Genomic DNA, 26,054 nt, shown 5'->3' with positions numbered 1-26,054 from the left:
ACTTTCCTATCTCTAATTCTTATAACAATGATGTCTCAATGAATCTTGTTCGTTTATATTTCATTAGAGTCTTATTCAATAACGATATACTTGCCAGTGTTTGGATCAACGACGCGTTGTTGAGTGCTGCTACTAGGAACACGAATGACTGGGAAGGTTTGGTTGATTTCAGTATTGTCGATGACATCCGCATCTGCTTCTTCACCAACGATTACAGTACGGTTAGCCTCGTCTTCGATAGCAATGGCTGTACCTGACGCTGTGTTTACTCGCTTGATTTGATCTTTCGGCACAATGATGACTTCTTTGACACTATATTTAGTAGGGCGGATAACACGTGTGGTTTCAACGATGACAGGCTCTACAAGGCGATCTTCGATAATCGCGAGTTGTGCTTCTGGTGCTGTAGCTTCTTTTGTTTCGCTCATAATAGGCGTTGGAAACTTGGCACCAAAGTGGTTATCGCACTGCTGCATGCTTAAACGTACTGGATTGCCAGCTTTATCCATATAGACGTTGACAGGCATATCAGCGGCGATAGGGACGTATTTCCCAACCAATGCACCCGAAACACCATAGCGACCATTTGACTGCCCAACCCCTAAATCACAAGCACCTGCTGAGTAATCACTGGCTGTTAAGTTGTTTGCATTGACCATTGTTTGAGGAATCATTACTTCAGACAAACGCATTTTTTTGACAGTTGCTTCACCTGCTTGGCGCTTTGGGTTTTGATAAGTATAAGGGGTATAAAATTTGGCCGAACCGTCTTTGACAGCGGTGACACACTCCTCATAACTGTCATAGCCAACATTGCCGTGGCTATCGGTAGTCATAGCGGCGTTAGCAGAGCTTGCAAACATAGCAAGACCAGATGTCATCACAGCAGCGGTTAATATATTGATTTTCATTGTTATGTCCTTTTAATTAGATTGAAGTCTATTGATTTATTTCAAATTTATGATAAATAAGTAAAACTTAATTTTTATTAATATGATTTTTATTGCACTAGAAAATTACTCTGACGCGTTTAAAGTCTAAATGAAATGTTAATGAGCCAATTATTCGTTTCAAAGCTGCTATGTAATATGGGGTAAAAAGATATGGGGTAAAAAGTTGCCTAACCTTTTTTATCCTACGTCATTCACTGCAATATGGCTGTGACATTACTCTAGAAATGTGTAGCTTAATGTATTAAAAAGGCAAGAAGTGCCAATATTATTTACTAAAGAATCACGTTATTATTATTTATTAACAATCGCTCAAAAAATTGCAATCTGAATAATGAGAAAGAATAGGCAATAAAAAACCGTATCTCGTTGCTAAGATACGGTCATTACTTAGATATTAAGAAGTAGATTGCTTCGATTTATAAATGGGTAATCTTACGAATCGACAACTTCAAAACTAAGACCCGCATGCTCTTCTAAACGCGCCAGTAGATGATTACCCATGGCAGAGGCTGGCGTCCAAAAACCACCACCGACTTCTTCTTTGCTAATATCTTGTGCTAAGCATAACGCTGCTTGCGCTAGCATACGCGAGGTACTGCCGTAACCTGGATCTTTGTCACCCGTTACTTTCGTATGGATGGTGTCTTTATTAGCCGTTGTCCCAAAGAGGCGAATGTCAAAGTAGCCGTTTGCTTGCTCTTCTGCAGACGGACCAGAACCTGACTTGGGTAGCACGTGCTTAGCTAATAATTCACGGCTCGGTTTGACCATCATAGCAGTGGCAAATCCAAACAAGCCGGCGCTCATTGCATAGCTTGATAATTGACCTTTCACACCATCTTGCATCCACATTGCTTCGTCATATTTAAAGTCACGACCATATTCATAGCCAAGCAATTGGTTGGTGCGATGCACGATACGGGTATTGATACTGGCCATGACAAAAGGCGCAAGCCAGCGTTTGTGCTCACTATCGTATTCTGGCTTACTGACATTAGCTTGGCGCACGTTTGGCGCATCTTTGTCATCATTGAGTAGATAAGGATTTGCTACCTGCTTACGACGTGACTTGTCCTTTCCAACTTCTTCAAAAATAGTCGCCATCGAGGCAATGGTGCCACCTGATAGACCGCCTTTCGCCGCTTTGACACGCATATGAATCACATCACAAGCGCGACCAAATTTCTCTTCTGCTTGGGTTTGGGTAAAGTAGACGCCCAAATCCGATGGAATAGAATCAAAGCCACACGAGTTGACAATACGAGCGCCGCTTTGCTTTGCCGCGTCCTGATACTTGTCCATCATGTCTTTGATGAAAATGGCTTCACCGGTGAGGTCGACATAATCTGTCCCATGAGTGGTACAAGATTTGATCAACGGCTCACCGTATTTGAGATAAGGACCGACGGTTGAAATGATGACTTGGGTTTGTTTGGTCATCTCATCAAGGCTGTCCGCATCGTCACTATTAGCAAGAATAATATCGACAGTGCTGCCAAGTTTAGATTGCAATTCGTTCAGTTTTGCTTCATCACGCCCAGCAATCGCCCACGTGACATCGGCGCCATCTTTGTCTTTAGTATTAGATAGAAACTCTGTTAAATAGTGTGCTGTAATTTGACCAACAAAGCTGGTTGCACCATATAAGACGACCGCGTAAGGGCGCTTTTCATCGCTGCGCTGTCGTGTATTGTTCGAGGTATCCGTATTGGTATTGGTATCCATATTTATTATCCTTAATAGCTATTTTGATGAGTTGTGTGACGTTTAAAATTTGTTGCCATTTAACAGTCAGAGTTTGAGGTCTGATTTTTTGATAGCAATCAGGTTAACTATAGATATAAGTCATGACTAAATGAGTCATGACTTATATCTGCCTGAAAAAGATATATTAAAGTATTTTTGACCAGTAAAAATGACTTGTAAGTTACTGTTTATAGCAGATTATATGATGGAAATGTTGACGGCTAAGTAATAACTAACCATCTATACACATAACTCCCATAAAGGGATGAAAAAAAGGTTCGATGTTAAGATTTGCTACAAAGGTTACATAACCTACCGATATCATTACCAAAATGAACGTTTTCTAAAGATAAATATTGCTAATCTATGGTCGTAAGCAGTATTAATGATTAAAAAATTAATAAATATCAAAAAAACAAAAAGTAAAGAAAAAGGAATCTTAGAGAGAGCAAGGTACTCATTAATAATAGTAGTTATTTCTTATTAATAATTGTCCATTGCATCAATCTAAATATCTGGTTTTCTAATAATAATTTTTAAGGAGAAGGTTATGTTTCGCTGGGCTATTATTTTTGCCGTGATCGCACTGTTAGCAAGTTTATTGGGTTTTGGCGGTGTCGCAGGATTGTCTGCTAATTTGGCATATATTTTCTTAGCAGTCGCTGTTATTTTATTTATTGTGGCATTTGTAAGCCGCAAGATGTAATCAATACCTGTAGATTGTTAAATAAAAAAGTCCTCAATTGAGGACTTTTTTTGGTATTTAAGAATGTATTTACTAATGAAAAATTTTTATAAACATTATAAAAAAACACATTACTATAAACGTTTCGGCTGAACAATGTGTTCCATCCGTTTAGCCAGACGAATATCATGGCTGGTTATACCGCCAGTATCGCCAGTAGTCAAGCGCACCTCTACCACGTTATACGTGTTGCGCCATTCGGGATGGTGCTCGAGCGCTTCCGCATGGAACGCGGCTTGATTCATAAAGCTTATGGCTTCGATGAAATCGCTAAAGTGATATGTTTTTGCGATAGCATTGCCCTCGCGCTGCCAACCGGGCAATTCCTCTAACTGCAAATTTACTTGCTTATCAGATAAACTACTCATATTAATCACCTTTATTATTATGTTGATTTGGTTTATTAAAAACTATATCAGGCACTACATTGTAGCTGTCAGAGCTATTGTACGAAACTTCAATCCTCTTTTTCAGCTATATCATTGACGCTATTACATCACTGTAAAGACCTTTTGTTCTATCTGCATTATAGGTCAGAAAACCCGCCTATATTTGCTATCTTGCCATATATTCAAAGATAAATATACAAGGGCAGATAGCAAATAAATAGGAGGGTAGTAGCGTATTAACGCTTCAATTTTATTAGCCAAGCTGAACCATAATAAATGCTTAAAATACTTCTAAATAAATCGTGATGCTTATTAGTATGCTGCATTTTCTATGGCTCATCGCTAAAGAGTGGACTATAGCAAGTCTTGGTAATCAGGATGTTTGCTGATATATGACGAGACAAATGAGCACTGTGGTATCACTTTTTTATTCTGTTCACGAGCATAGTTGAGGGCATGCTTGACCAATGCTGAACCAATACCGCGCCCGCCTAGCTCATGAGGCACGATAGTATGATCATAAACTAATGTATCGTCACGCTCTTGATAGCTAATATAGCCAGTATAACCGTCAATAGAGGTTTCAAAGCGTTTAGCCTGTTCATCATGGGTGATGGTTAGTTTTTGTTCAGAGCTTTGATTTTTCATGGATATTCTCCGTTATTATTGATTATTATCATTAAATATTATTGGTTTTCTTTAGTATTGATCAAGCGTATTTTTAAATAAAAAAAGCTTGAATGACCGAATAGATTATTCACTAAAGTATGAGTCCTTTCGATTCACATTTATAGTTCTTTAGCGTAAGAGTCGATAGAGTAAATGTTAAGACTAAAGGGGTCTACCAGTGATCTCCATATGAGCTGCATATCAAGCATAAAATAAGGCTTGGCGCATGACAGGGGGAAGATACTTACCCAATCCACGTATAGCGGGCAGCTCTTTTGGTCTTTCTGTTACGGCATGATTTGTTTCAGCGATTGACGTAGTTTGTGATTGCAAATAAGACTGCCATTCTTCAGCACTTGGCTTGCTAAAGTGGCGGATACGTCCCAGCATTTGCCGGAATTGTGTACCAAAGCGCCCAGTATTATAGGGTAGATTGTACTTGCGGCATATCGCCTGTAATTGTGGTGCGATACGAGCATAGTGACTGGCTGGCATATCAGGGAAGATATGATGTTCGATTTGATGCGATAAATTACCCGTCAAAATATGAAACAGCTTACTGCCTTGAATATTGCTGGAGCCAAGAATTTGACGCACATACCAGTCGCCTTTAGTCTCATCGGCATCGAGATGGGTATAGATATGGGCTTGTTCGGTAAAGTGTCCACAGAATATTACCGCCCATGTCCACAGATTACGAGCGATATTGGCAGTAACATTACCGCTCAGTGTAGTCATAGCACTACGCCGACCTAATGTCAGCCCTGCTAACGTGGGTAGTACAATATGATCTTTGCCTACTTGCCGTGCGATTTTGGCGAATAATGCGCGAGATTTCTGTTGCATGGTTTGGTGTCTATCAGGGGAGTCTGCGTATTCGTCGACACTGATTTGAATATCATGAAAGGCGACCGCCCACTCAAAACCTAGAGCCAATACCGCTGTTTTCAACATATTATGGCGGTCGCTTGGCGTCCAAGGTTGCTCATCAGTCACGCGAATTAAGTGATAGCCAACATCATGGTCACGACCAACGATATTGGTAAAAGTATGATGCAAGTAATTATGAGAGTGTTGCCACAATGGGGCAGGACAGACAATGTCCCAATCAAACTTTTGGCTGTTGAGATACGGGTGCTGCATCCAGTCATACTGACCATGCATGACATTATGCCCAAGCTCCATATTGTTTAGAATTTTGCTGAGACTCAGTAGTGAGGTACCCAATAACCAAGTCGCGACAATTTTACGTTTTGACTGCAGGCATCCAGCCGCTGCCAGTAAGCCACGCGCTGTCATTTCACTATAGACTACCGCGGCATACACTCGTTTAATGTATCGTGCGTCATCACTACCTAACGAATCCATCACGCTTCGGTAAAGCACATTTAATTCATGAGCGAGGGCATCAGATTGCGCCTTTGGTAAGGGCGCTCCTGTCAACGTTGGGTAGCGAGTCAACTGCTTTGCTTTCTGCTGTTTTGCATCAGTTAGTGGGGTCAAAACGGGTACAGCAGATTGTGCCATAGTGACGGGTGGTAGCAAGCGCATAAATAATCCTTAACCGAAATGGTACGGAGAGTCGGTACTGGGTTCGGTTCAATAAGTTGTTTGAGTTTTTTACCGTAGGCTATAAGGTAACAGCAGGCTGTGTTTTTATCTTATGAGCCGTTATGAGCATTTATTTTTATCACCGTGTTGCTAAATATCTAGCACCACATCAGTCATGGCAATGTTGATGCAAGTTTGAATAGATTCATAACCATCACTGCTCATTTTTCCTGTGTAGATATTTTTGACCACGCCGCTGACTTTATTGCAGCGACACAACTGGCAGATACCTCGTCTACAACCATGCACTAAGCGAATTCCTGCGTCCTCTGCGGCATTCAATAATGTCGTGCTACTGTCAAACTGCCGTTGCCTCGCCCGTAAATAAACAGTATGTTGTGCTGTATATTTCTTTCTATCGAGCGCCTGTTTGTTATCAAAATTGAAATCAGGCAGCGCATGACCAAAGTTTTCTACAATGATATTATCGCGCAGGTTTTTATTGTGCGGTAAGGTTACCTTCGCCGCTGCTTTATATAAGCCAGTTAAAAGAGCCTGTGACCCGCATGCAAATATTTGCGTATCTGCCAGCGGTAAGTTCAATGCCAACAAACTGTCTACGCTCAAGTGTCGCTTGCCAGCCAAATAAGTATCAGATTTCTCGGTATTGACCAGATGATAGGTGAAAGCTGGATACGCTGTGCTCAGTTGTTGCCATTGGTTTTTGAACGGGAGCATTTCAGTGCGACTGTAATATAGCAATGTCACCTGATGTCCGTTGTCCAGTGCTTGCGTGATGAGCCCTAACATGGGCGTAATACCGCTGCCACCCGCGATAAATAATAAAAAAGCAGGCTTTTCGGCAGCTGATTTTGTCTGTACTGTTATAGATGTTTGTGCCAAAGTGAAAGAGCCACTGGGAACACTACTGTTGATGACACTGCCAAATGCCATATGTTTGGTTAAATAATCCGAAACCAAGCCTTGTGGCTTAATAGCAATGGTAATCGCAAGGTAAGGTGGTTGATTTTTGCGAGCGCCACTATTAATACTGTTGCCAATAGTAACGTCGTGCCACCAGAGCGGTTGATGCGCCAAACCTAATAATGAATAGCTGCGCTGATGATACACACCTTCAATAAGAACGCTTAAATTAAGATGTTGCCCACCCTGCCAACCACGTTGCGAACCCACTAATTGCCGTCGAAAAGCATGATTGGTCTCAAATTTGAGCGCTATTAAGTCATCGCTAAGGATATATCGCGCAACAAGGCGCAGCTTTGGGACAGTGAAAGACCAAAACGGCTGTAAGTGTGATCCAATAAAATCGATAAACGCATGTTGAATCATTTCAGGGCGATAGCCGTTGGTCATATTATCAGTACCTTTGTTAATACTATCAAAATGATTGACATCATAAATAGTGTGTTCACCTGTGCGCAAATTTAGCGGATATCACTTAGGTCAGGTCGCTTGAATCTGTTAAGCTATCCTAACATGCTAATGGCTATTGATTAAATTTGCGAAAGTTTTGATGCTATTTTTTGTGGTCTTTATAAAACAGTTATAAGTCAGAATGTTAAGCGAAACGGTTTGATAGTAGGTTTCGTTACCGCTTTTAGCTACAAAGCTGAGCACTCTGTGACAAAAGCCGTAAAACAATCGTTAAAACAATCTGTTGGCTTGCAGGGTATGCGCCACAATGCGATAATGGCTTATAATTTGTAACCCTGATTTTGAGGTGCAGCACGCTTGGCATCATTGCTAAGTATGATTTGCTCGCCTCTTTTATGCAGTCTATCGGAGTGTTAATGGCTCAATATATTTACACGATGAACAACGTGTCAAAACTTGTTCCGCCTAAGCGTGAAATTTTAAAAAATATTAACTTATCATTTTTCCCAGGTGCCAAAATCGGTGTCCTAGGTATCAATGGTTCAGGTAAATCAACCTTGCTACGCATTATGGCGGGCGTGGATACTGAATTTAGTGGTGAAGCACGCGCGCAAACGGGCACCAAAATAGGTTATCTGCCGCAGGAACCACAGCTTGATGACAGCAAAGACGTCCGTGGAAATGTCGAAGATGGTATGCGTGAAGCCTTAGACGCGCTCGCACGTTTAGATGCTATTTATGCAGAATATGCAGAGCCTGATGCTGACTTTGATAAGCTTGCTGAAGAACAAGGCAAGATGGAAGACATCATTCAAGCGTGGGATGCCCATAACTTAAATACCCAGCTCGAAAAAGCGGCTGATGCCCTACGTCTGCCACCTTGGGATGCGGATGTTAGTAAGCTGTCTGGTGGTGAAAAACGCCGTGTGGCACTATGCCGTTTGCTATTGTCTCGCCCTGATATGCTGTTACTTGACGAACCAACCAACCATTTGGACGCCGAATCTGTTGCATGGCTAGAGCAGTTCTTGCAGAACTACAGCGGTACAATCGTTGCCATTACCCATGATAGATATTTCCTAGACAACGTCGCTCAGTGGATTTTGGAGCTAGATCGTGGCCATGGTTATCCGTATGAAGGCAACTATACTGAGTGGCTAGAGCAAAAGAACACCCGTTTAGAGCAGCAGAATAAGCAAGAAGAATCATTTGCTAAAGCACTGAAAAAAGAGCTAGATTGGATTCGTAAAAACCAAAAAGGTCAACAAGCCAAGTCTAAATCTCGTGTACAGCGCTTTGAAGAGTTGAACTCAACAGAGTTCCAGCAGCGCAATGAGACAGCTGAAATTTATATTCCGCCTGGTCCACGTTTAGGCAATAAAGTCATTGAAGTGAATAACATTTCCAAATCATTTGGTGATCGTTTGCTTTATGAAAACCTAAGCTTTAACGTGCCAGCTGGTGCGATCGTCGGTATCATCGGACCAAATGGTGCGGGTAAAACCACGCTATTTAATATGATTACCGAACGTGATACGCCAGATACGGGTTCAGTCGATTTGGGCGAAAGTGTTAAAGTTGCCTATGTTGGTCAGGTACGTGACAACTTAGATGACAGCAAAACCGTTTGGGAAGAAGTGTCTGACGGTCTTGATATTATTACAGTTGGCGATTACACCACGCCCAGCCGCGCTTATATCGGTCGCTTTAACTTCAAAGGCTCAGATCAGCAAAAGCACGTCGGTCAATTGTCTGGCGGTGAGCGTAACCGCTTGCAGCTTGCTAAGACATTGAAGCAGGGTGCAAACGTCTTGCTCCTTGATGAACCGTCAAACGATTTGGACATTGAGACCTTACGTGCGCTAGAAGATGCGATTCAGGTCTTCCCAGGTACGGTCATGGTCGTCTCGCATGATCGCTGGTTCCTTGACCGTATCGCGACTCATATCTTGGCGTTCGAAGATGAAGGCCCAGTTTGGTTCGATGGTAACTATTCTGAGTTTGAGACTTATCGCAAAAAGACGATGGGTGATGCTGCCACTCCTAAGCGTATGAAATATAAAAAGATTTCGACCTAGGACTGTTATTTAAAAAGTAGTTGTTGAAAAAACAGCTACTTAGAAATTTTAAATTTGAAGATAAAAAAAGACCTCTAATCAATTAGAGGTCTTTTTTTGCTCGATATATTCAGTTTAGCTCATTAAATATTGTAGCTGGTTACAAATTAACGCTTACGCCCAAATTTACGCTGCTTTTTATTACTAATCTCAGTAATCGCATGAGTAATTTCTTCTTCATCTAAGCTGGCGACTTGCTGCAAAATCTGCATCATGTCAGGCGTTAGCACGTACTTAGCATGACGAGCAATATCATTGATACGATGATCAAAGGTCAATACGCCGGTTTCATCATCTTTTTGCAAGTAATCGAGACGAGTCAAGGCACTGATGAAGCTGGTGAATAAGGCGCGGTCAAAGAAATCAGGAATATCGTCTGCATATAGTACAGATAAGCGCTGACCCAGCAGATGACACAGATCAACGACTTCGCTTTCGGTTAGATTGCCTGAGCCTTGCTGGGCGAGTAGGGCAAGCGTCATAAAGTAACGCTCAAGGCTCTGTCCGACAGGCGTCGCTAGCACTTGCAGCTGCTGATAGCATTTGCTGTTTGATTCAGGGACGCTAAGTACGCCATCGCTCAATTCGACAATTAGACCATGCGAGAGTAGGCTGTCGACTTTTTTGTTCAAGGTATCAGCCAAGCCATGTGCTGGGTAATATAAGAACAGCTCACTTTGTAAAAATGGATAGAGTTGCTTAGCAATATTGTCCAAACGACTACGCTCGATACGACCGTTCCGCGCCACTAATGCTGATAAGAAAGACAGTAAAATAAATACATGCAGGATGTTATTACGGAAATAGCTGAGCAATGCCGCTTGTTTACCGGCAATCTGAATGATGTCACCTAAAATATGCGGCGTACGTTCAATGAGCTTTAGTTTGATACCATAATCAATGATTTGCTGCGGACTCATATCTGTAATGACGGTATCATCTGAGTAGGACAACTGCTGAGCAAGACCTTGATAAAGGGCAATTTGCTCACGACAGATTTCTTCATCTAAAGCCGCTTTAGGCGCTGATAATAATACCAATGATAATAACGAAACGGGCGTCACAACCGCCGCCTTATTGATGTGCTGCATGATTTTGACGCCGATGTTATCGACCATCGCGCTGGCTTTATCATCGAGCGGGGTATCGGTGCGATCCGTCGGCAAACTATTGGCTGGCACATCGAATTTTGTCATAAAGTCGCTAAGATGCAGCGGTGTGCCAAAGCTTAGATGTACATTACCAAAGATACGCTCAATTTTACGACCAACTTTGAGTAAGCCTAGTAAAGATTCAGATTCTTTTGGCTTGCCTTTTAGCTCACCAACATAGGTGCCACCTTCCATAATACGCTCATAACCGATATAAGTCGGAATGAAAACCACTGGCTTCTCAGAATGACGTAATTGACTGTGCACTGTCATTGCTAGCATGCCCATCTTCGGTGGTAATAAACGTCCTGAACGCGAGCGACCACCCTCGATAAAGTATTCAATCGGTGTGTTACGTGTAATAAGGGTGTGCATATATTCGCGGAGGACGGCGGTATAAAGTGCATTGCCACGAAAGCTACGACGTATATAAAAGGCAACCGCGCCGCGTAATAATGGCCCTAATACGGGTACATCTAGGTTGTCACCAGCAGCGACATAAGGGATGCTCAGACCGCGCTTGTAGATGACATAAGATAGCAATAGATAATCGACATGGCTACGATGACAAGGCACATAAACCAGCTCATAGTCAGTCGCAAGCTCACGTACGCGCTCGAAATGATGGACTTCTACGCCATCATAGAGTTGTGTCCATAACCACGTTAAAAACTTATAAAAACCGCGCACGATGGAATGTGAATAGTCATTGACCATCTCATTGGCATAACCTTTAGCCAAGACACGGGCTTCACGTACACTGATACCAGATTCTACGGCTTCTGCCTCTATCGCATGTTTGATAGCTGGTGAATACACTAGCTTGTCTACTAAGTTGCGTCTGTCTGATAAATCAGGACCGAGCATACTGGCACGCTGCTTGTCTAAATAAACCGTAAGCCGCTGCTGTAGCATACGTACCAGTTCACGATTGCTGTCAGCGGTCGCTACCAAAGCATAGTTTGGTGCTTCGTCGGCATCGCCCAAGCTACTGTTGATGTCTAAATTGCTGTCTTTTGCAGAGCTTTCTTTTACAGTGTCTTCTTTTATAGAGTTCTCTTTTGAATCAACGGCTAGTGAATCAAAAATAGAAAACCCTTCTTCATCACCTTTAAGGCTATCATTGATAAGGGTACGTAGATCTTGAGGTGGATGGAACTGTACAAAGGTGTCACGCCCCATTACTCCGATATTAAAGAGCTGCTTGGTGATGCTAGGATCTTGCCAGTTGTCAGCGGTCAGCAGCTTAAACAGTGAATCCTCTTTTTCTGGGGCGCGTCCCCATAAAATAGAGACGGGCACCAAACGTACTTTTAGCTCTGGATGTTGTAAAACAGCAGACACCAAACGTGACAGGCGCGGCGATAGCTGACTGTCTTTAGCGCTTGGATGGTTCAAAAATATGATGGCTGCGTTTTCTTTGATATTATGGGCGGCATCATGTACCCCAACCAATGCTGGTGGTAGGTTGTGCTCTTGCGTCTGCAGGTCAATTAAAATACTGTTGGAGCGCGAATAATCTTGCAACACATAAAATCTTAGCGTTTGATCGTCGGTATCGAACTCAGGTAATTCACCCAATAACTTAGGTTTAACAGCGACATCGAGTAGCTGCCCCGATAGCTTGCGATAAATTTGATTAATCGGCGCATTGGAATAAGGCTTGGGGGCGATTGGATTGACGTCAGTATTAGAAGTGCTGTCGGTTGTGACTGGCGCTTTAAAAATCCGTTTTTTTAAGAACTTCGGTATCATAATCAGTATCAAAAATAGTCAAATATGTTGCGCTTATGATGCCATAAAAGCCACCAAAGCGATATATAGTGTCTGTATATACTGCTAATATTAATACGGTCTGGTTACTATATAGTGAGTTAAGTCGCTCTTAATAAGCTCAAATAATTGAAAGTTAATGTATTTAGCGCAATAATAGTTCGGCGACAACCAAGAGTCACTATAGAGTAATTATGTTTAAATCTACCTATTAATATCATTGATATAAGCTGAAATATTATGACACCAGCGATTAATCTTGCCAAACAACGCGCTCTGAACTATCAGTTACACGACTATGTCCATGACAGTAATGCCGCCTCTTTTGGCTTAGAGGCGGCAGAAAAGCTAGGCGTGGATGTGTCACAAGTGTTCAAAACCTTGGTGGTGTCGACAGAGACTAGTGCGCTTGCCGTTGCTATCTTACCCGTGGATAAAACGTTAAACTTTAAAAAAATGGCTAAGGCGCTATCTTCGAATAAGTTGCTGATCTGCAAAAAAGTGCAAATGGCGGATCCTAAGCAGGTAGAGCGTAGTACGGGCTATGTGCTAGGCGGCGTCAGCCCATTGGGACAAAAGAAGCGCTTGCCGACTATCATAGACAGCTCGGCTGCAGAGCAGACAACGATTTATGTCAGCGGTGGTCGCCGTGGTTTAGAAATTGAGCTGCCACCAGCACAATTAGCTGAGACCCTTGCTGCTTGCTTTAGTACTATTATCGATGACTAAAAAGTTATTGATGACGGGCTGCTCAATCAAGCCTGAAACGATGGCTAATATTTTACTCCCTCACTCATATTTTATAAGGAAATATTCATGCCACATTTAACCATTCAAATGACGCCCAATGTCAGTATTGCTCATGAAGAATCATTTCTTAAAGCGTTAAATAAAGCATTATGGGACAGTGGGCACTTTGGCACGCCGACTGATATTAAAGCACGGATCGTACCCATTGAGACATTTTTGGTAGGCGTTGAAGATGATGAGCAGACGTATGGCTTTATCTATGCGCATCTAAAACTAATGACTGGTCGTGACATGGTGATTCGTAATCAGCTAGCAGGGCTGCTGGTGACGATGATAGAGCAGGAGATAGGCGCAGAGCAATCAGGGCGAGCAGCCTTACAGATATGTGTGGAAGTTGAAGAAATTAGCGCGGTGTATCATAAAAAAATGCTGGGTAGCTAAAATGCTGATATCGTCCGAAACGACGATTCATCAATCGCTATAAGTATTCACATAGCGATTTACTGGCATACGTGGGTAATATTATTATCTCAACCCTATAACCAGCCGTTTTGCCTTCAGTCGCCATCAAGTTGCGGGCAATACGTAAGCGATATTCTCCGGTTGCAGGTAGGCAGCCTTGATACACGATACCGCCTTTGCTGCCATCTTGCGTACCATTTGGCATATGTAATACGCCGACATTGGCTGTCTCAGGCGTACCAGTAAGTGGTGCAATATTAATAACGGCATATTGCCAGCTAGTGGCATCAAAGCGATACCAGCGCTCATCTTCATTGGGGCTTAATTTGCCAGTGACCGTACTACTGATCGCGCCTTGGGCAAATTTAATAGGAGTGTCAGGGTTTTTAGCCAGCTCCGTAGCACTAGTTGCGCTAAAACTGATCAGTGCCGTACTGAGCAGTAGCACTCGTATAGATAATGAGGCTAAAGAAGTTTTTTGATGATCACTGGGTAACATGATTGGCTCCTAAAATGGCTATTTATCTATAATGAGTTACTCGTTATCTCTCATCTATGATGTATATTTATTATCGATAGGCTTTAATGAGAACGTCTGTACTTTTAGTTAAGCATAAAAAAGCGCCTACATGCTAGGCGCTTTTCTTATTAATTACTGCTTAATTGTGATGCTATCTTAGTCTAAAAAACTTAGTCTAGAAAAGCAAAGTTCTCAATCTTCATTGCTGTCATGCTGTCACTTGGTGCAACCATGGCTTCGGCATGCCCTGAGGTACGTGGTAACAACTTATCAAAGTAGAATTCAGCCGTTTGGATCTTAGCTTTGTAGAATTCTGGTGATTCAGCGCCGCCATTTTCTAGCTTGTCATAAGCGACCGCTGCCATACGCGCCCAATGATAACCCATCATCACATAGCCTGAGTACATCAAGAAATCGTCTGATGCAGCAGAGATGATTTCACGATCTTTACGTGCCATTAGCATTAAGCGGACAGTTAGTGTGTTCCACTCAGCACATAGTTTGGTGAGCGCCCAAACGAATTTACGCATGTCTTTATCAAGTGCATACTCGCCACACCATTTCATGATGCTTGAGGTGTAATCACGGATGATTTTGCCTTTAGACTGCAAGATCACTTTACGACCGAGTAAATCCAATGCTTGAATACCAGTTGTACCTTCGTACATGGTGGCGATACGAGCATCACGAGCGATTAGCTCCATGCCCCATTCTTTGATATAACCATGACCACCATATACTTGCTGACCGTGTTTGGCCGCTTCGATACCTAGCTCAGTTAGGAAGCCTTTTAGGATTGGTGTGTAGAAACCCAATTTGTCATCCCATTTTTCAAACTCTTCATCATCGCCATTGATGATACCTTGTGCCATTTTATCGGCATAGCGCGCAGAATGATAAATCATCGAACGACCGCCTTCAGCAAAGGCTTTTTGGGTCAATAGCATACGACGTACGTCAGCATGGTTGATGATAGCATCAGCAACTTTTTCAGGCTCTTTTGTGCCTGATAAGGTACGCATAGAACGGCGATCTTTTGCATATGGCAGCGCGTTTTGGAATGACAGTTCAGTGTGTGCTAGACCTTGGATGCCTGTACCGATACGGGCTGTGTTCATAAAGGTGAACATGGCTTTTAGACCTTTGTTCGGCTCACCAATTAAGTAACCAACGGCATCATCAAAGTTTAGGACACAAGTAGCCGATGAGCTAATACCCATTTTGTGTTCGATCGATCCACAAGTCACGCCATTACGCTCGCCAATTTCACCTTCAGTAGTTGGCAAGAATTTCGGTACGATAAATAATGAGATACCGCGTGTGCCTTCTGGTGCATTTGGCAAACGAGCTAAAACAATATGAACGATGTTTTCCGTTAAATCATGCTCACCACTTGAGATGAAAATCTTAGTACCGCTAAGCTTATAAGAGCCGTCATCTTGTGGAATGGCTTTAGACTTAACTTGACCCAAATCCGTACCACATTGTGGTTCAGTCAAGCACATGGTACCAGCCCAAGAGCCTTCGACCAATTTATGCAAGTAGGTTTCTTTTTGCTCATCGGTACCATATTGCATAATGGTATTGATACAGCCAGTTGATAGACCAGGATACATTGCCCATGGCCAGTTCGCCGTACCGATCATTTCAGCTTTAATTAAGTTCAATGAGGTCGGTAAGTTCATACCGCCGTACTCTTCAGGGTAAGAAATACCTTGCCAGCCGCCTTCTACAAATTGATCATAAGCTTCTTTAAAGCCTTTAGGGGTTGTGACCACACCATTTTCAAAATGACAACCTTCAGCATCTGCTGGCTGGTATAAAGGAGCTAAGACATTTTCAGCAAAATCTGCCATCCCTTGAAGAATCATATCAACGGTTTCAGGATCGGCATTTTCGCCATTATCCAAATCTTTATAATGAGTTTGAAAGTCAAAAACATCATTTATTAAAAACTTGATATCACGTAAAGGTGCTTTGTAAGTTAACATAGTCGCTCTCTTTAGTTATTCGCTATCATAAATGGCTAGCTCGGTATTTGAGCCACGTTTCATGTAAAAGGGTGTTTAATCATTTGGGGTAAGAATAGACGATATCACGGCTCGTCATTCAGATTTATCAAAAACAGCTCATCCATTTTGATTGCCGTTAAGGCATCCTTGATAAAAAACAGCTGTCGCGGCGTTACTGTCAGTATAAGTCTTCTATAGCGACAAATATATAACTAATAACTAATATTCATAATTAATATTTTAAATCAAAACATTAATTTATGGGTTGATGGATTCAGTTTTTATTAGTGTCTGTGGTTAAGTACCTATTTATGATAGATGTAACCGTATCAAAAAAACATTTTTTAACTGCATTTACGATATAAGGAAAGCCAATTATGAGCGCATCCAAGCGCGAGGCAACGCGAGCATCTTGGCTGACAGCGTTATTTGCTCGCATAAAGGCTTTAATTGATGGGGAGCTGGCGCATCTGCTGACAGTGAACCGTAGTAAGAGACCGTGGCATATGCCAATTATCGCGGCGATTGCCATCAGTTTCCCCGTGTTTGTGGGCGCTTATTTTGGTGCTTTATCGTCAGGTATTAAAGCGTCTTTGGGGGCGATGGTTATTTTAAATATACCGTTAGTGGGCAAGCTGCCGTATCGATTGGTGACGGTGATGGCTTGGGGTTTTGCCATGTCGCTGTGCTTTGCGCTCGGTCTAATTGCTCAGCAAGTCCCGCTATTAAAGCTGCCGATATTTACGCTAATGGCGTTTGGTATTGTGATTTTTGGACGTTATTATCGTCAGCCGCCGCCAGCGGGACTGTTTGTGATGATGGCAGGTGCTATTGCGCTATTTATACCGCTGGCTTTGGAAGACATCTTACGTGCAACTGGACTGGTGATGCTTGGCAGTGGCTTTGCTTTAGTGATGGCATTGCTGTATTCGTTATTTTTACTGGCAACGCGCCCAGCGACGCCGACGCCTACTTATAGCTACGAGCCAGATACCATTACTGAAAGTTTGATTGTCGCCAGTTTTGTCAGTTTAGCCTTGCTCATCGCCGTTACTTTACAGCTGTCCAACCCCTATTGGGCAGCAGTTAGTTGCTTTTTGATTATCCAAGGTATTCATTTGCGTACCATGTGGATTAAGCAAATACATCGTTTACTTGGTACAGTATTGGGCGTGGTTTTGGCGAGTTGGATGTTGTCTTGGGGATTATCAATATGGGGGGTGGCACTGGCGATACTGACGATGATGCTTTGTATCGAGACGTTGGTGGATCGACATTATGGTTTGGCAGTCATATTTATCACGCCGTTGACGATATTTATTGCAGAATATGGCAGCGGTTTACCGTTTTCTGAGTCCGCCTATCAAGAAGTGATTCGCACGCGCCTTTTTGATACTGTGATTGGCTGCTTGGTGGGTCTGAGCGGCGGAGTAGTGATGCATTCAACCAACTTACGCATACCGCTACGGCGTATCGAAAACTGGCTGCTGGCGCGCTTTGGCTAATTGATGAGTGTCAAATCATCAGTACGTTTGAAATAAAGTATTAATCAAAGTCGCATGAGCTGAGTTCATGCGGCTTTTTTTTGTCAATTTTCGATTAACGACTGTGTAGCGTTTCAGTCGCTTGCACAACATCGATCGTATGACCTGTCCAACGCGCAAAACTTAGCGCTGCTTGCCCGATGAGCATGCCATAACCATCAGAAATCTGTGCGCCACGTGCAGAAAAATGCTGCAAAAACGGCAGCGTGCGTCCGTACATCATGTCATAAGCATAATCACCGTTTAGCGTGTCGCTTAGTGGTAGCGTATCTGCTGATAAACCAATAGAAGTCGCATTGATGATAATATCAAACGGTCCATTTAAATCCGCCGTGCGACAAGTTTCAATCTGCTGCTCATGAATAGCCGTGCTTGCCGCGCTAAGCTCAGTGACTAACGCTGTTGCCTTGCTCAGCGTGCGATTGGCAATCGTAAGATGTGCGATACCGGCTTCAATCAATGGCAATATCACCCCACGTGCTGCGCCGCCTGCACCAATGAGTGCCACACGTGCACCATTCAATGGCCAATCCAAACTTAAGATGTGATTGACCAGTCCTTGTCCATCGGTATTATCGCCATACAATGCCTCGGTGATTGGCACGCCACTTTTCACCAGCGCTTTATTTAGTAACAGTGTATTGACTGCGCCTGCAACTTTGGCATGCTCCGATAAACCACCGCGCGCCGCGCAGCAGTCATAAGCGATTTGTTTAAAAGGTACAGTCACGTTGGCTCCAACGCCGCCGCCCTGAAAAAACGCCTCAAGCACCGCGGTAAAACTGGCTGCATCATCGGGGCAATATTGGCGTTGATAGCTAATCTCAATATCCGTCTGCGCTGCAAATAACGTATGAATTTCAGGGGATTTGCTGTGGGTAATGGGATTGCCGATAACGATAAAATGCTGGGTCATAATAGGTCTGCTTGCGGTAAGAGGCAAAAATTAATCAGTAGAAGGGCATTGATATACAATCATCATAAGGGATAACGCGATATTTGACAAATCGGTGGTCTAACGAGTAAACACTTGAATAGGTAGGTTTTTTGACAGGTTAGGTCTTTAACAAATCTGTACTGTCTGGGAGCGTTATCCGTAACGTAAAGGGTGGTCAAGTGTTAAGCAGTTGGGTAAACTAGAGAGTATGAAAATTTTATATTGATATTTTGGCAGTTGCATAACCATCAGTAACTGAACTGTCAAAAACCAAGTCATAGGAAACTGACATAACAAACTGAGTCATAAAATACCAAGTATAAGAACGCTTATTTATAAAATATAATGTCCATTATCAGCGGCCTATCTGCCTGCTCGTTAATACTATTTTGAGAATCATCTAAAAGTGTGAGTAAATTGCCCATGTGGAATAATAGCCTACAGACCCTCTTGGTCGGTACGATAATGGCAGTCGGCGTGTCGCTTAGTGGCTGTGATAGCAGTAAAGACGACGCCCAAAAAGATGCCGATATGAGCGAGCAAACCGTCGCTGACGATGCGCTAGTACAGGACAATGCTGCGACGAACGCCGATTTAGACGGCGCTACTGCTCAGCAAGGTACACAAGTGAAATATGACGTTGCGGGATGGGGCACTAAAAATGTAGCGTCACTGAACGTCGATAATTTAGATGAGATCAAAGCGACTTTTGGCAAGGTCATGAGCACTGATGAGAACAGCCTCGACTATGCCAGTAATCCAGCCGCCAAATATCGCTTTATGGATACCGATGCGCCGTATTTGGATCTGATTGATTCTGAAAAATATCTCGAACTGGGCTGGTACTTTGCCAATCCTACTGACTCTGATAAAGAAAAAGAGATAAGCCAAAACCATGCCGAAAAAGCGCATAAGCTTGCCCGCCAACTGATGGGTGATGAGGGCGGACAACTGATTTCTGATATGCTTAATGGTCAAATTATCAAAAATAAAGTCATCGGTGGTCAAAAAATAGAACTGGCAAAATGTGAGTTCTACAGTTGTATGTTGGTCATCAATAAATCTGCTGCCCAAACAGATAAGAAGTAAGCTGTGCTTGCTATCATGCCGCTCAATAATTGGCTATGCATACATCCATCAAGTGCTACGACGGATATCTCAGACACAGTATCGCTAGACAATCGTGGGTTGGCATATGGCGATGGGTTTTTTACCACGATGGGGGTCATCGATGGGCAGATACTGTGGTTGGCTCATCATCAGCAGCGCCTTATTTCCCATGCTGAAGCTTTACAACTTGAATTAGACAGTCATTCTGTCATGGCTTTATTGCAGACGCATGCCGAGCAACTACAACAAGGCATGCTGAAACTGATGGTGACTCGCGCCGTGCAAGATGTCCGTGGTTATGGCTATGTGCCAACCGCATCTGGTAGCGATTGTGAGATTTGGCTAAAATCCTCTGCGATGACCGTCACTACGACTCAGCAATTACGCTTGCCTGATGGATGCTTAATCCCGATGCAGCCTATCAGTTCTGCCATTTGCCTATCTTCGCAGCTTGCTTGCTTACCGCCACCATTAGCCGGACTCAAAAGCCTCAATCGCCTCGATAATGTGCTGGCAAGTGGTGAGTTACAAGGCATCAAAGCCCAAGTATCGGAAGACAATATTAAATCAAGCATCGGCGAAGGTCTGCTACGCGATATGAGTGGGTGCTGGGTTGAAGGTACCATGAGCAATGTCTTCTATCAGTTGTCAGACTCGCCTTTATCAACACTATCATCAGAAAAAACGTCATCAGAAAAATTGTCTACGCTACCGCTTTATGAAGACAATGCAAACTATCTAACCACTGGTCAATGGTATACACCTTCGATGGCGCAAGCGGGCGTCGCTGGCGTGATGCGGCAAGTGCTTATCGATGCGTTATCGACTAGCAAACATCCCGTCATTATCAGTTCATTAAAAGATGAGGATTTGCCACGACTAAGCCAGCTATTCTTTTGCAATGCGCTGCGCGGTGTCATGCCAATGAGTAGCCTGACGTTATTATCGGGTGAAATGGTAGGTTTTTGAGTGGTTTAATTACTATCTTCTTTATTCAGTAAACGATAAAAATGTTGTCTAAAAAGCTCTTTCCTGCCGTCGCTTTGAAGATCTTCATAGCGAGCTTGGCTAAGTTTTAAGTATTCAGTTTCTTGTTCAATACCTATAAAACGCCTTCCTAGTACATTGCCTGCAACACCTGTTGTGGAAGAACCTGCAAAAGGATCAAGAATTAAGGCGTCTTTTTTAGTAGATGCTAATATAATCTGTGCTAATAACGCCAATGGCTTTTGTGTTGGATGTTTACCACAAGATTTCTCCCACTTGGCAATAGCTGGCAAGCGCCAAACATCCTTCATTTGCTTGTCGTTATTTAATCGTTTCATCAAATCGTAATCGAAATAGTGCGGTACTTTAGGGTGTTTCCTTGCCCAAATGATAAACTCTGTCGAATGAGTAAAAAACCGACAAGAAAAGTTGGGCGGTGGATTAGTCTTCTCCCATGTAATAACATTGAGTATTTTGAAACCTAACTCAGGTAGTATACGACCTAAAGTGAAAATATTATGGTGTGTGCCACTGACCCATAAAGTTGCATTATCTGCCATTTTGTCACGGACAGTAGATAACCATTGATAGGTGAAATTATAAGCGTCATCGTCGCTAATTAATTTGTCCCACTGACCTTTATTGACGGACTGGATTTTACCATTTTTTACTGTCAATCCATCGTTGGACAAGAAATAAGGTGGGTCAGCAAAGACCATGTCTACATTATTATCTAAAAGAGGCATAACCTTTAAACAGTCACCTTTGAATAAATTAAAATCCAAATTGTTACTTTGAAAAAATGAATGACTTTCCATGTCTATTCCAGCATGTCGGCTAAGAAGTAAAGAAGATCGGGTAAATTAAACTCTCCCTCTGCAAAACCATACTGCCCACAATCATCAGGAATAACAACCGTTTGTTTGGAAAATCTTTCATCTTTGCTGATGGTGCGAAGCATACTTACTAATTCATCTCTCACTATTAAAGAGTCTTGTGAGTCTAAATATTCATTAGATATTGATGATTTAGTACCGATATTAATAGTGAGGTTTTCAATATTTATCATCGTAAGCCTCCTTGTCTTCAAAATCTAAGAATATTAAGAAAGACACTTATTGTGTGTTTTTTAATATTAACCAATTATTGAGAATAAAGCAAATGGAAACAACAATTTTAGTCAAATTTGGCAAAAGAATTCGTGAGTTGCGTAAAGGAAGTGATTTAAGTCAAAAGCAGTTAGGTGAGTTAACAGGCTTTCATAAGAATTACGTTGGCATGGTAGAGAGAGGCGAGCGCAACCCATCGCTAGAAAATATTGAAGTGTTTGCTAATACGTTTGAGATGAGCTTGTCAGAATTGTTTACATTTTAAGGTGATAAGATATGAAGTTAGAAGACGTGTTTTCTCGATTACCAGAACTTTATAACAAAAGGTTCGGCGAATTGAAGTTAAAAGAAGATATTTCAGGTTTTGCAGTAAATAAAGGTAATGCTGGGCAGTTTTTACAAGAATTACTTAATATGCCTAATGATAGTAAGTTGACAGACTTTTCCGATGGTGAGTTGAAAACTAATCAATCATTACCCAGTGGTATGCCTGATCAAACAATGTTTATCACACAGATTTCAAAAGATTTTGATAGCTTGTTTTTTGAAGAGTCAGAAACGAATCGTTTGTTGGATAAGATTAGTAACCTTCTTTACTTACCAGTTGTAAAGCCAGACAATAAAAAACCAGAAGATTGGTATTTTTTACCCGCTTACCACATAGACTCTAACCAGAACCAAGAGCTGAAAGAGCTTTACCGATTAGATTTCCTTGACATCAAACAACAGATACTAGAACATCTAGATAACTCTAAAGATGGTTATATTCATACTTCAAATGGCAAGTATATTCAAATTAGGAGTAAAGACTCTAAGAGAAAAGATGGGACTTACAATCCTATTTATTCAGATGTTCTAGGTCGCAACGTATCAAATAAAAACCATGCCTTCTACTTTCAGAAATCATTTATGAAAGATATACAAAATGGCGTCATACCGAGCAAACGAATTATTTAGTAGTTCCTAATAAGTAACTCATTAATTTGACCGCGTTTTGAGCCTTTAGAGTTAATGCTGCGACTAGCCTTAACTCTCTCGATTTTGTAGTTTGAATAAAGAGTATCAAAGTACGTATTTTTAGCATCAAGGTTAGTAGTATCAGAATTACTAAGCAGCCACTGATAGCCTTTTTGATCTAGTAGGTCGCAGAAAGATTTTAGCTTTTCTTGATCTTCATCGTCAAAGCTATCTTTAGAGTAAGATGTAAAGCTAGAAGACTCACTCAAAGGTTTATAAGGTGGATCAAAATAGAAGAAGGCAGGTAAATTGCTTTTATTCGATTGCTCCAAATGGCTAAGCGTATCTTCGTAACTTTGATTATATATTTCCACATTCGTTAATGTTTTTGAAGCCTGTAAGATTGTATCTTCAAAAACAAAGTTTGGCTTCTTGTAGCTCCCAATAGGGACGTTAAACTTGTTCTTACTATTTACTCTATATAAACCATTGAACCCTGCACGATTTAAAAAGATAAATAGACCAGCATGCTTGATATCGTCAGCTTCTCGTGTATTAAACTCGTCGCGTTTAGCATAATAATAAGGTTGTTTAGCTTCCTTATCTTCAAGTTCATCATATTCTGATTGAAGTGCTTTTAGATATTCTAGCAATTCATGAGGATAAGACTTTACAACTTTATATAGGTTAACTAAGTCAGTGTTTATATCGTTTAAGATAATTGCAGAAGGTGGATGCTCACTATCTAAAAGATGCAACGCCAATGCTGCGCTTCCAGTGAAAGGCTCAACATAAATATATGGCATACCATTTTTTACGTATTCAGGTAATCGTTGAGTGATTTCTGATATTAATTGGCTTTTACCGCCTACCCATTTTACGAATGGTTTTGCCATTACTAACTGCCTTCTTCTCATAGATTGTATTGCAGAATTTGAGCGCAAAATTATAGCATTTTTAACCAAGATAATTCATAAGCTAAGCAAATACCATTGAAAATCGCACGGTTCAGTGCTAAATTCTAGCAAACTTCTGCCTCGCGAGTTGCCATGAGCAAGCCTACATCTGAAACGCCTCCTGAACGTCCTAATGAAACGCCATCGAATAAACCAGATAGCAGTGTTGAGGAGCGTGTCGATACCACACTACCAGACACGCAACCAGCAGTTGATGGAGTAGAGGAAACGCCAGCGACAGATGTGTCACTCATCAGTGGAGCGGCTAAGCCACGCGAATATAAAGCGGATAATCAATCGTTCTTTATGCAGCGTGGTTATCAAGTGTTGCTAGTGCTGGGGCTTATCGCTGCGTTTTTCTTAGTGATGGTCTATCAGACATTGTTTGGGCGGATTGAGCAGCCAAAGCAAATGGTCACTATTGAGCAGGGTCAGAGCTATTATGGCTTACTGCCGCAGTGGCAACAGCAAATCCCGCTGTTTTCTGCCACGATTGCCAAGCTCTATATGAAAACACAAGTCGATGGCCCCTTACATGCTGGTATTTATCAATTACCAGAAAACCCTACCTTTGCTGAAACGCTACATATACTTGGGCAAGGGGTAAAAGCATCGATGGTAAAAGTGCAAATCATCGAAGGCAAAACCTCTAAAGACTTGTATCAAACATTAAGAGACAATAAAGGCATCAAAAAAGAGGTGCTGACCGACGATAGTGGCAATGATAGAGACAATGCTGGTATTGCTCAAGCGTTGGATTTGGTCGGTATATTGCCAAATGAAGTGATTAATAGTAGCGACCCTATCGTCAATCACAATCTTGAAGGTTGGTTTGCCCCCGATACTTATTATTATGGTGAAGGTAGCACTGATAAGCAGGTACTGACTGATTTATATAAGCGTCAACAGCAAGTATTGACTGAAGCGTGGGAAAATCGTGCGCCCAATTTACCTTATAAGACGCCTTATGAGGCGTTAGTAATGGCCTCTATTATCGAAAAAGAAACCAGTGTGGCAGAAGAGCGTCCTTTGGTCTCTGCGGTGTTTAGAAATCGTTTGGATAAAGGTATGCGAATGCAGACCGATCCGACCATCATCTATGGTATGGGCAGTCGCTATGAAGGCAACATTCGCCGTAAAGACATTGATGAAAAAACGTCTTATAACACTTACCAAATTGATGGCCTACCGCCAACACCTATCGCGCTACCATCGGCCGCCTCTATCGAAGCGACCTTGCATCCAGCAAATAGTGACGCATTGTACTTTGTGGCGACAGGTAATGGCGGGCACAAATTTACCAATAGCTTGGCGGCGCACAATCAAGCGGTAAAAGAATATCTCGGCGTCATGCGTGAGAAAAAATCACAAACCCCGCCGCAGTAATTTAATCCTCTATCTTTTCTTCAAACCTATCGTGAAATGAGCGTTATGCAACTGTCGACATAAAGACATAACGCTCATCAATGACATAAGGTCATATCATGTCAGCATCTATACAAGACCACGTATCTCAAACAGTCCAGTCGCAAGCAAGTCAGCCCAAAACAAGCAATGACATCAATGATATCGCACTCAATCAAGGGCGTTTTATCAGTTTTGAAGGTACTGAGGGCGTAGGCAAAACGACTGCCATTGAGCAGCTGTGCACACGCTTAGACGATAACAATATTGCGTATCTGCGTACCCGTGAGCCGGGTGGTAGCCTGTTTGCAGAACGTTTGCGCGCTATCTTATTGGACCCTGCGACCGATATCAATGATGATACAGAGCTATTGCTACTATTTGCGGCGCGCTGCGACCACATGCAGCAAGTGATTTTGCCAGCGCTGCAACGTGGGACGTGGGTAATATGCGACCGTTTTACCGATTCCACCATTGCTTATCAGGGCTTTGGGCGGGCACATGGCGATGCGGTGGTACGAGCCAAAATTGAATCGCTTATCGAGCAGTTTGTGCCGCAACTACCTGAGCTGACATTGTGGCTGGATTTGCCCGTATTAGAAGGCATGGCACGCGCTAATAAACGTAGCGCCGCTGATAGATTTGAGCAGCAAGCGACCGAGTTTTTTACTTGGGTGCATAAAGGCTTTAACACGCTGGCGACTCAGCACCCCGAACGGATACAGCGCATTGACGCATCAGGCACAGCCGATGAGGTGAGCGCGCGAGTATGGCAGGCGGTACAAGGCAGAGTTGATGTTTAGTCACTGATTTTATA

General features: G+C 42.3%; 24 protein-coding genes. 11 read left to right on the top strand and 13 right to left on the bottom strand.

Annotation, left to right across the window (positions count from 1 at the left end; all coding sequences use genetic code 11):
• Positions 1–71: 71 nt before the first annotated feature.
• Both JMX95_RS10325 and JMX95_RS10320 read right to left on the bottom strand, forming a co-directional pair.
• On the bottom strand, positions 72–911 hold the full coding sequence (locus tag JMX95_RS10325; RefSeq protein WP_109590680.1) for a hypothetical protein: 840 nt from the start codon (positions 909–911) through the stop codon (positions 72–74).
• Positions 912–1,385: 474 nt separating this feature from the next.
• The gene (locus tag JMX95_RS10320; RefSeq protein WP_109590682.1) at positions 1,386–2,678 is read right to left on the bottom strand and encodes a saccharopine dehydrogenase family protein; all 1,293 of its coding nucleotides are present in this window, start codon (positions 2,676–2,678) and stop codon (positions 1,386–1,388) included.
• A gap of 571 nt (positions 2,679–3,249) precedes the next feature.
• Here JMX95_RS10320 and JMX95_RS10315 point away from each other — a divergent pair.
• On the top strand, positions 3,250–3,405 hold the full coding sequence (locus JMX95_RS10315) for a DUF1328 domain-containing protein (RefSeq protein WP_021814049.1): 156 nt from the start codon (positions 3,250–3,252) through the stop codon (positions 3,403–3,405).
• A gap of 113 nt (positions 3,406–3,518) precedes the next feature.
• Here the strand turns inward: JMX95_RS10315 and JMX95_RS10310 are convergent, their stop codons facing one another.
• The 4 genes from JMX95_RS10310 to JMX95_RS10295 form a co-directional block, all read right to left on the bottom strand.
• Positions 3,519–3,812: a 4a-hydroxytetrahydrobiopterin dehydratase gene (locus JMX95_RS10310; RefSeq protein ID WP_201560766.1), complete on the bottom strand. Its 294-nt coding sequence runs from the start codon at positions 3,810–3,812 to the stop codon at positions 3,519–3,521.
• A 375-nt stretch (positions 3,813–4,187) separates the two neighbouring features.
• Positions 4,188–4,481, bottom strand: coding sequence for a GNAT family N-acetyltransferase (locus JMX95_RS10305; RefSeq protein ID WP_109590685.1), 294 nt, complete (start codon positions 4,479–4,481; stop codon positions 4,188–4,190).
• A gap of 222 nt (positions 4,482–4,703) precedes the next feature.
• Complete coding sequence (locus tag JMX95_RS10300) at positions 4,704–6,053, bottom strand: fatty acid desaturase family protein (RefSeq protein WP_109590687.1); 1,350 nt, start codon at positions 6,051–6,053, stop codon at positions 4,704–4,706.
• 150 nt (positions 6,054–6,203) lie between these two features.
• On the bottom strand, positions 6,204–7,427 hold the full coding sequence (locus JMX95_RS10295; protein ID WP_109590764.1) for a flavin reductase family protein: 1,224 nt from the start codon (positions 7,425–7,427) through the stop codon (positions 6,204–6,206).
• A gap of 437 nt (positions 7,428–7,864) precedes the next feature.
• On the opposite strand from JMX95_RS10295, the gene ettA reads away from it, so the two are divergent.
• On the top strand, positions 7,865–9,526 hold the full coding sequence (gene ettA / locus JMX95_RS10290; RefSeq protein WP_045443195.1) for an energy-dependent translational throttle protein EttA: 1,662 nt from the start codon (positions 7,865–7,867) through the stop codon (positions 9,524–9,526).
• 146 nt (positions 9,527–9,672) lie between these two features.
• Here the strand turns inward: ettA and plsB are convergent, their stop codons facing one another.
• Positions 9,673–12,471, bottom strand: a complete 2,799-nt coding sequence (plsB, locus tag JMX95_RS10285; protein WP_109590689.1) for a glycerol-3-phosphate 1-O-acyltransferase PlsB — start codon at positions 12,469–12,471, stop codon at positions 9,673–9,675.
• Between the two features lie 258 nt (positions 12,472–12,729).
• On the opposite strand from plsB, the gene ybaK reads away from it, so the two are divergent.
• Positions 12,730–13,218, top strand: a complete 489-nt coding sequence (gene ybaK / locus JMX95_RS10280; RefSeq protein ID WP_109590691.1) for a Cys-tRNA(Pro) deacylase — start codon at positions 12,730–12,732, stop codon at positions 13,216–13,218.
• An 87-nt stretch (positions 13,219–13,305) separates the two neighbouring features.
• A complete protein-coding gene (locus JMX95_RS10275) occupies positions 13,306–13,680 on the top strand; it encodes a 5-carboxymethyl-2-hydroxymuconate Delta-isomerase (RefSeq protein WP_109590693.1) in 375 nt (124 codons plus the stop codon).
• A 37-nt stretch (positions 13,681–13,717) separates the two neighbouring features.
• On the opposite strand, the gene JMX95_RS10270 is transcribed toward JMX95_RS10275, so the two are convergent.
• Both JMX95_RS10270 and JMX95_RS10265 read right to left on the bottom strand, forming a co-directional pair.
• Entirely contained in the window at positions 13,718–14,200 is a 483-nt protein-coding gene (locus tag JMX95_RS10270; protein ID WP_109590695.1) for a hypothetical protein, read from the bottom strand.
• A 191-nt stretch (positions 14,201–14,391) separates the two neighbouring features.
• Positions 14,392–16,212, bottom strand: coding sequence for an acyl-CoA dehydrogenase C-terminal domain-containing protein (locus tag JMX95_RS10265; protein ID WP_201560765.1), 1,821 nt, complete (start codon positions 16,210–16,212; stop codon positions 14,392–14,394).
• A gap of 398 nt (positions 16,213–16,610) precedes the next feature.
• Between JMX95_RS10265 and JMX95_RS10260 the strand changes: the two genes are divergently transcribed.
• The gene (locus tag JMX95_RS10260; protein WP_201560764.1) at positions 16,611–17,738 is read left to right on the top strand and encodes an FUSC family protein; all 1,128 of its coding nucleotides are present in this window, start codon (positions 16,611–16,613) and stop codon (positions 17,736–17,738) included.
• A 94-nt stretch (positions 17,739–17,832) separates the two neighbouring features.
• On the opposite strand, the gene aroE is transcribed toward JMX95_RS10260, so the two are convergent.
• Entirely contained in the window at positions 17,833–18,693 is an 861-nt protein-coding gene (gene aroE, locus JMX95_RS10255; protein WP_201560763.1) for a shikimate dehydrogenase, read from the bottom strand.
• A gap of 444 nt (positions 18,694–19,137) precedes the next feature.
• Between aroE and JMX95_RS10250 the strand changes: the two genes are divergently transcribed.
• The gene (locus tag JMX95_RS10250) at positions 19,138–19,803 is read left to right on the top strand and encodes a hypothetical protein (protein ID WP_201560762.1); all 666 of its coding nucleotides are present in this window, start codon (positions 19,138–19,140) and stop codon (positions 19,801–19,803) included.
• Between the two features lie 3 nt (positions 19,804–19,806).
• On the top strand, positions 19,807–20,793 hold the full coding sequence (locus JMX95_RS10245; RefSeq protein ID WP_227676041.1) for an aminotransferase class IV: 987 nt from the start codon (positions 19,807–19,809) through the stop codon (positions 20,791–20,793).
• A gap of 5 nt (positions 20,794–20,798) precedes the next feature.
• Here JMX95_RS10245 and JMX95_RS10240 read toward each other — a convergent pair whose 3' ends face one another.
• Complete coding sequence (locus JMX95_RS10240; RefSeq protein ID WP_201560761.1) at positions 20,799–21,629, bottom strand: DNA-methyltransferase; 831 nt, start codon at positions 21,627–21,629, stop codon at positions 20,799–20,801.
• Positions 21,630–21,631: 2 nt separating this feature from the next.
• Positions 21,632–21,880, bottom strand: a complete 249-nt coding sequence (locus JMX95_RS10235; protein ID WP_201560760.1) for a hypothetical protein — start codon at positions 21,878–21,880, stop codon at positions 21,632–21,634.
• A gap of 92 nt (positions 21,881–21,972) precedes the next feature.
• Here JMX95_RS10235 and JMX95_RS10230 point away from each other — a divergent pair, with 92 nt between their 5' ends.
• Complete coding sequence (locus tag JMX95_RS10230) at positions 21,973–22,185, top strand: helix-turn-helix domain-containing protein (RefSeq protein ID WP_201560759.1); 213 nt, start codon at positions 21,973–21,975, stop codon at positions 22,183–22,185.
• Positions 22,186–22,196: 11 nt separating this feature from the next.
• Positions 22,197–22,877, top strand: a complete 681-nt coding sequence (locus tag JMX95_RS10225; protein WP_201560758.1) for a hypothetical protein — start codon at positions 22,197–22,199, stop codon at positions 22,875–22,877.
• Here JMX95_RS10225 and JMX95_RS10220 read toward each other — a convergent pair.
• Entirely contained in the window at positions 22,874–23,773 is a 900-nt protein-coding gene (locus JMX95_RS10220; protein ID WP_201560757.1) for a DNA adenine methylase, read from the bottom strand. The two genes, JMX95_RS10225 and JMX95_RS10220, sit on opposite strands and share 4 nt — an antisense overlap.
• Positions 23,774–23,926: 153 nt before the next feature.
• Here JMX95_RS10220 and mltG point away from each other — a divergent pair, with 153 nt between their 5' ends.
• Positions 23,927–25,219, top strand: a complete 1,293-nt coding sequence (gene mltG / locus JMX95_RS10215; RefSeq protein ID WP_201560756.1) for an endolytic transglycosylase MltG — start codon at positions 23,927–23,929, stop codon at positions 25,217–25,219.
• 98 nt (positions 25,220–25,317) lie between these two features.
• Entirely contained in the window at positions 25,318–26,040 is a 723-nt protein-coding gene (tmk, locus tag JMX95_RS10210; protein WP_201560755.1) for a dTMP kinase, read from the top strand.
• Positions 26,041–26,054: the final 14 nt, after the last annotated feature.

Source organism: Psychrobacter sp. NC44 (genome assembly GCF_904846655.1).
Classification (GTDB): domain Bacteria; phylum Pseudomonadota; class Gammaproteobacteria; order Pseudomonadales; family Moraxellaceae; genus Psychrobacter.
This window is presented reverse-complemented; position numbering and strand designations above follow the sequence as displayed.

Coding starts and splice junctions, on each gene's coding strand:
- JMX95_RS10315 (WP_021814049.1), top strand. CDS start 3,250: ATGTTTCGCTGGGCTATTATTTTTGCCGTGATCGCACTGTTAGCAAGT.
- aroE (WP_201560763.1), bottom strand. CDS start 18,693: ATGACCCAGCATTTTATCGTTATCGGCAATCCCATTACCCACAGCAAA.
- mltG (WP_201560756.1), top strand. CDS start 23,927: ATGAGCAAGCCTACATCTGAAACGCCTCCTGAACGTCCTAATGAAACG.
- JMX95_RS10325 (WP_109590680.1), bottom strand. CDS start 911: ATGAAAATCAATATATTAACCGCTGCTGTGATGACATCTGGTCTTGCT.
- tmk (WP_201560755.1), top strand. CDS start 25,318: ATGTCAGCATCTATACAAGACCACGTATCTCAAACAGTCCAGTCGCAA.
- JMX95_RS10235 (WP_201560760.1), bottom strand. CDS start 21,880: ATGATAAATATTGAAAACCTCACTATTAATATCGGTACTAAATCATCA.
- JMX95_RS10275 (WP_109590693.1), top strand. CDS start 13,306: ATGCCACATTTAACCATTCAAATGACGCCCAATGTCAGTATTGCTCAT.
- JMX95_RS10230 (WP_201560759.1), top strand. CDS start 21,973: ATGGAAACAACAATTTTAGTCAAATTTGGCAAAAGAATTCGTGAGTTG.
- JMX95_RS10295 (WP_109590764.1), bottom strand. CDS start 7,427: ATGACCAACGGCTATCGCCCTGAAATGATTCAACATGCGTTTATCGAT.
- JMX95_RS10320 (WP_109590682.1), bottom strand. CDS start 2,678: ATGGATACCAATACCAATACGGATACCTCGAACAATACACGACAGCGC.
- JMX95_RS10225 (WP_201560758.1), top strand. CDS start 22,197: ATGAAGTTAGAAGACGTGTTTTCTCGATTACCAGAACTTTATAACAAA.
- JMX95_RS10310 (WP_201560766.1), bottom strand. CDS start 3,812: ATGAGTAGTTTATCTGATAAGCAAGTAAATTTGCAGTTAGAGGAATTG.
- JMX95_RS10300 (WP_109590687.1), bottom strand. CDS start 6,053: ATGCGCTTGCTACCACCCGTCACTATGGCACAATCTGCTGTACCCGTT.
- ettA (WP_045443195.1), top strand. CDS start 7,865: ATGGCTCAATATATTTACACGATGAACAACGTGTCAAAACTTGTTCCG.
- JMX95_RS10260 (WP_201560764.1), top strand. CDS start 16,611: ATGAGCGCATCCAAGCGCGAGGCAACGCGAGCATCTTGGCTGACAGCG.
- ybaK (WP_109590691.1), top strand. CDS start 12,730: ATGACACCAGCGATTAATCTTGCCAAACAACGCGCTCTGAACTATCAG.
- JMX95_RS10270 (WP_109590695.1), bottom strand. CDS start 14,200: ATGTTACCCAGTGATCATCAAAAAACTTCTTTAGCCTCATTATCTATA.
- JMX95_RS10305 (WP_109590685.1), bottom strand. CDS start 4,481: ATGAAAAATCAAAGCTCTGAACAAAAACTAACCATCACCCATGATGAA.
- plsB (WP_109590689.1), bottom strand. CDS start 12,471: ATGATACCGAAGTTCTTAAAAAAACGGATTTTTAAAGCGCCAGTCACA.
- JMX95_RS10240 (WP_201560761.1), bottom strand. CDS start 21,629: ATGGAAAGTCATTCATTTTTTCAAAGTAACAATTTGGATTTTAATTTA.
- JMX95_RS10220 (WP_201560757.1), bottom strand. CDS start 23,773: ATGGCAAAACCATTCGTAAAATGGGTAGGCGGTAAAAGCCAATTAATA.
- JMX95_RS10265 (WP_201560765.1), bottom strand. CDS start 16,212: ATGTTAACTTACAAAGCACCTTTACGTGATATCAAGTTTTTAATAAAT.
- JMX95_RS10250 (WP_201560762.1), top strand. CDS start 19,138: ATGTGGAATAATAGCCTACAGACCCTCTTGGTCGGTACGATAATGGCA.